1 protein-coding gene and 1 pseudogene are annotated in these 5,507 nt (G+C 76.1%); both read left to right on the top strand.

Annotated elements, in window-relative coordinates; translation table 11 throughout:
• The coding region (locus tag VM95_RS36730) for an SDR family NAD(P)-dependent oxidoreductase (RefSeq protein ID WP_045705497.1) at positions 1-3,840 on the top strand (3,840 nt) is incomplete at its 5' end.
• A 62-nt stretch (positions 3,841-3,902) separates the two neighbouring features.
• Positions 3,903-5,507 (top strand): annotated as a pseudogene (locus tag VM95_RS36725) (type I polyketide synthase); the annotation flags it as partial.

The raw sequence follows: 5,507 nt of genomic DNA, 5'->3' as shown, positions 1-5,507 counted from the left end.
AAGCAGGACGACCGCGAGACCTTCGCCGCCTTCGTGGGCCAGGCCCACACCGCCGGCACCGCCGTCGACTGGACCGCCTTCTACGCGGGCACCGGCGCCCAGGTCGTCGACCTGCCCACCTACGCCTTCCAGCGCGAGCGCTTCTGGCTGACCCCGGGTGCGGGCGCCGGGGACGTCACGGCCGCCGGCCTGGACCGGATCGAGCACCCGGTGCTCGCCGCCGCCGCCCAGGTCGGTGACCGCGACGAGTGGCTGTTCACCGGCCGCCTCACCGCAGGCGCCCAGCCGTGGGTGGCCGACCACGTCGTGCTCGGCCACGTGATCGTCCCCGGTACGGCCTGGGTGGAGCTGGTCGCGGCGGCCGGTCGCCGGGTGGGTGTGCCGGTGGTGGACGAGCTGGTGATGGAGTCGCCGCTGCTGCTGGAGGAGGGCGCCGCCGCCCAACTGCGGGTCACCGTGGGCACGGTGGGCGAGGACGGCCGCCGCGAGGTGGCGGTGTTCGCCCGCCCGGAGGCGGCGGCCGAGGAGGCCGTCGAGCCGGTGTGCCACGCGCGCGGCTGGCTGGCCGCCGAGAGCGCCGCCCCGGCGGTGTGGCTGCCGACCGAGTGGCCGCCCGCCGGCGGCACGGAGCTGACCGGCGCCGCGCTGTACGCGGGCATGGCCGACCTCGGCTTCGACTACGGCCCGGTGTTCCAGGGCGTCCGGACGGCCTGGCGCGTCGGCGAGGCGGTGTACGCCGAGGTGGCCCTGCCGGGCGACACCGGCGGCGACGGCTTCGGCATCCACCCCGCGCTGTTCGACGCCTCCCTGCACGCCGGCCTGCTCTCGGACGGGCCCAACGACCAGGCGTTCCTGCCGTTCTCCTGGTCCGGGGTGCGGATCGCGCCGCGCGGCCTGTCCCGGGTGCGGATCCGGATGCGCCGGGTGGACGAGGCCGCCTTCGGGCTGGACGTGGTGTCCGAGCAGGGTGAGCCGGTGCTGAGCCTGGAGCGGCTGGACATGCGCCCGGTCGACGCGGCCCAGCTGGAGCGGCTGCGCAACGGCGGCGGGCAGTCCGTCTACCGGCTGGACTGGTCCCCGGTGGCGCTCGGCGCGGCGCAGCCCGTCCGCCCGGCGGTGCTGGGCGGCGCGGGCGTCGACGGCGAGCCGTTCGCCGACCTGGCCGCGCTGGAGAAGGCGCTCGCCGAGGGCGCCCCGAAGCCGCGGCTGGTCGTCGCGTCCGTCGCCGCCCGGGGCGCGGAGGCGGCCCGCGAGGCCGTCGTCGGGGCGCTGGCCCTGGTGCAGCGGTGGCTGGCCGCCGACTGGACGGCCGAGGTCCGGCTGGCCCTGGTGACCCGGAACGCGGTGGCCGTGGACGGCGGGGCGGCGGACACCGCCCAGGCCGCGCTCTGGGGCCTGCTGCGCAGCGCGCAGTCCGAGCACCCGGGCCGGTTCCTGCTGGTCGACCTGGACGAGACGGACGGCGAGGCGGACGGCGAGGCGCCCGACTGGGGCGCGCTGCTCGACGCCGACGAGCCGCAGGTCGCCGTGCGCGGCGAGCGCGTGCTCGCCCCGCGCCTGACCGCCGCGCCCGCCCCGGCCGCCGACGAGCCGTGGCACCTGTCCGTCACCCGCAAGGGCTCCCTGGACGGCGTGGAGGTCACCCCGTCGACCGCCCGCCGCCCGCTCGCGGCCGGCGAGGTGCGGATCGCCGTCCGCGCCGCCGGGGTGAACTTCCGCGACGTGCTGATCGCCCTCGGCGTGTACCCCGACGACGTCCCGCTGGGCGCCGAGGCGGCGGGCACGGTGCTGGAGGTCGGCACCGACGTCACCGACCTGGCCCCCGGCGACCGGGTGTTCGGGATCGTGGGCGGCTCCTTCGGCCCGGTGGCCGTCGCCGACCGGGCGCTGCTCGCCCGGATCCCGGACGGCTGGTCGTTCACCGAGGCGGCCTCCGTCCCGGTGGCGTACGCGACCGCCTACTACGGCCTGGTGGACCTGGCCGGGCTGCGCGCGGGCGAGCGGGTGCTGGTGCACGCCGCTGCCGGCGGGGTCGGCACGGCCGCCGTGCAGCTCGCCCGGCACCTCGGCGCGGAGGTGTTCGTCACGGCGAGCCGCGCCAAGTGGGACGGGCTGCGGGCCGAGGGCATCGCGGCCGACCGCATCGCCGACTCCCGCGACCCGGGCTTCCGGGACGCCCTGCTGGCGGCCACCGGCGCCGCCGGGGTGGACGTCGTGCTGAACTCGCTCACCGGCGAGTTCGTCGACGCCTCGCTGGACCTGCTGCCGCGCGGCGGCCGGTTCGTGGAGATGGGCAAGGCCGACATCCGCGACGCGGACGCCGTCGCGGCCGCCCGGCCGGGCGTCGCCTACCGCGCGTTCGACCTGTGGGAGGCCGGGCCGCAGCGCCTGGCCGAGCTGCTGGCCGAGATCGTCGCCCTGTTCGAGCAGGGCGTGCTGCGGTTCGCGCCCGTCCGCACCTGGGACGTCCGGCAGGGCCGCGAGGCGCTGCGCCACCTGCGCGAGGGCCGCAACGTCGGCAAGGTCGTGCTGACCGTCCCGGCCCCGCTGGGCGCGGACGGGACCGTCCTGGTCACCGGCGGTACGGGCGGCCTCGGCGCGGTCTTCGCCCGGCACCTGGCGGCCGCGCACGGCGTGCGCGACCTGCTGCTGCTCAGCCGCAGCGGCCCGCAGGCCCCGGGCGCCGCCGAACTGGTCGCCGAGCTGGCCGAGTTGGGCGCCACCGCGCAGGTCGTCGCCTGCGACGTCGCGGACCGCGCGCAACTGGCCGCCGCGATCGGCGGGTCGGCGAAGCCGCTGACCGCCGTCGTGCACGCGGCCGGCGTGCTGGACGACGGCACGGTCGAGTCGCTGTCGCCCGAGCAGGTCGCGCGCGTGCTGCGCCCGAAGCTCGAAGCAGCCTGGCACCTGCACGAGTTGACCGCCGGGACGGACCTTTCGGCGTTCGTGCTGTTCTCCTCCGTCGCCGCCCTGATGGGCAGCCCCGGCCAGGGCAACTACGCGGCGGCGAACGCGGCCCTGGACGCGCTGGCCGCGTCCCGCCGGGCCGCCGGCCTGCCCGCGACCTCGCTCGCCTGGGGCCTGTGGTCCGAAACGGCCGGCATGGCCGCCCAGCTGGGCGAGGCGGAGCTGGCCCGGCTCGGCCGGATGGGCGTCAGCGCGCTGACCCCGGAGACCGGCCCGGCCCTGTTCGACCGGTCGCTGGAGGTGGACGCCGCCGTGGTGGCGCCCGTCCTGCTGGACGCCGCCGTGCTGCGGCAGCAGGCCCGGGCGGGCCTGCTGCCGCCGCTGCTGCGCGGCCTGGTCCGGCTGCCGGCCCGGGCGGCCGACGCCGGGGCGGGCGTGCTCGCCCAGCGGCTCGGGGCTGTGCCGGAGGCGGAGCGCGAGCGGATCGTCCTGGAGGTCGTCCAGGCGCAGGTCGCGGCCGTCCTCGGCCACGCCTCGGCCGCCTCGATCGACCCGGAGCGCGCGTTCAAGGACCTCGGCTTCGACTCGCTGAGCGCCGTCGAACTGCGCAACCGGCTCACCCAGGCCACCGGCGTCCGACTGGCCGCCACCGTCGTGTTCGACCACCCGTCGCCGGCGGCCATCGCCCGCCACCTCCTGCCGGAGATCGTCCCCGACGCGGCGGCCCGCCCGAAGTCCGAGGAGGAGGAGATCCGCGCGCTGCTAGCGTCGATCCCGATCGACCGACTGCGGATGGCCGGACTCCTGGGCACCCTGCGGGAACTGGCGGACAGTGGGACGCCCGAAACGGCAACCGAGGAGGTCGGCGGCGCGTCGATCGACGAGATGGATGCGGAAGCCCTGATCCGGATGGCGCAGGAGGACCTCGGGTGAACCCGGCCGACCACGCCCTCGCCGCAATGAGCTCGGAGACGAAGGAATAGAGAATGGCCACCGATCAGAACCAGCTCATAGAAGCGCTGAGGAAGTCCCTCAAGGAGACCGACCGGCTCCGCCAGCTGAACAAGCAGATCCTCGCCCAGGCCAGCGAACCGCTGGCGATCGTCGGCATGAGCTGCCGCTACCCGGGCGGGGTCACCACCCCCGAGCAGCTGTGGGAGCTCGTGGCCGCCGGCCGTGACGCCGTCACCGGCCTGCCCACCGACCGCGGTTGGGACGTCGAGCGGATCTACGACCCGACCATGAGCCGCCCCGGCACCGTGTCCACCAGCGGCGGCGGCTTCCTGGAGGACGTCGGCGAGTTCGACGCCGACTTCTTCGGGATCTCGCCCCGCGAGGCCCTGGCCATGGACCCGCAGCAGCGCCTGCTGCTCGAAGCCTCCTGGGAGGCGTTCGAGCACGCCGGCATCGACCCGACCTCGCTGCGCGGCAGCAACACCGGCGTCTTCTGCGGCGTCGGCACCAGCGACTACTGCGCGATGCCCGCCGGCAGCCTGCCGCAGATCGAGGGCCTGCAGCTGACCGGCGGCGCGGCGAGCGTGTCCTCGGGCCGCATCTCGTACGTGTTCGGCCTGGAGGGCCCGGCGGTGTCCGTCGACACCGCCTGCTCCTCCTCCTCGGTCGCCCTGCACATGGCCGTGCAGGCGCTGCGCGCCAACGAGTGCTCGATGGCCCTGGTCGGCGGCGTCACCGTGATGTCCGGCCCGTTCATGCTGGCCGAGTTCAGCAAGCAGCAGGCCGTGTCGCCGGACGGGCGCTGCAAGGCGTACGCGTCCTCGGCGGACGGCACCGGCTTCGCGGACGGCCTCGGCCTGGTCGTGCTGGAGCGGCTGTCCGACGCCAAGCGCAACGGCCGCCGCATCCTCGGCCTGATCCGCGGCACGGCCGTCAACCAGGACGGCGCGAGCAACGGCCTCACGGCCCCGAACGGCCCGTCGCAGGAGCGGGTGATCCGGGCGGCGCTCGCCAACGCCGGGCTGTCGGCGGACGACGTGGACGCCGTCGAGGGCCACGGCACCGGCACCACCCTCGGCGACCCGATCGAGGCGCACGCACTGCTCGCGACGTACGGGCGCGAGCGCGAGGGCGAGCCGCTGTGGCTCGGCTCGATCAAGTCGAACATCGGCCACACCTCGATGGCCGCCGGTGTGGCGGGCGTCATCAAGATGGTGATGGCGATGCGCAACGGCGTGCTGCCCGCAACGCTGCACGTCGACGAGCCCTCGCCGCACATCGACTGGACCTCGGGCCGGGTGGAGCTGCTGACCGAGGCGCGGGAGTGGCCGGTCGTGGACGGGCGGCCGCGTCGTGCGGCCGTGTCCTCGTTCGGCGTCAGCGGGACGAACACGCACGTGATCCTGGAGGAGGCGCCGGCGGCGGAGGAAGCCCCGGTGGCCGAGCCGGCTCCGGTCGCTCCGGCGGTCGCGGTGCCGGTGTCGGGTCGCAGTGCGGCGGCGGTGCGGGCGCAGGCGGAGCGGCTGCGGGCGCATCTGCTGGCGCGACCGGAGCTGTCGCTCGCCGATGTGGGGTTCTCGGCGGCGACGACGCGGGCGCAGTTGGAGCACCGGGGTGTGGTGGCGGCCGCTGATCGTGAGCAGTTG

This window comes from Streptomyces rubellomurinus, assembly GCF_000961885.1.
In the GTDB taxonomy this organism is placed as follows: domain Bacteria; phylum Actinomycetota; class Actinomycetes; order Streptomycetales; family Streptomycetaceae; genus Kitasatospora; species Kitasatospora rubellomurina.
Note: the sequence above shows the minus strand (reverse complement) of the source record. Positions and strands in the feature narration are given on the sequence as shown.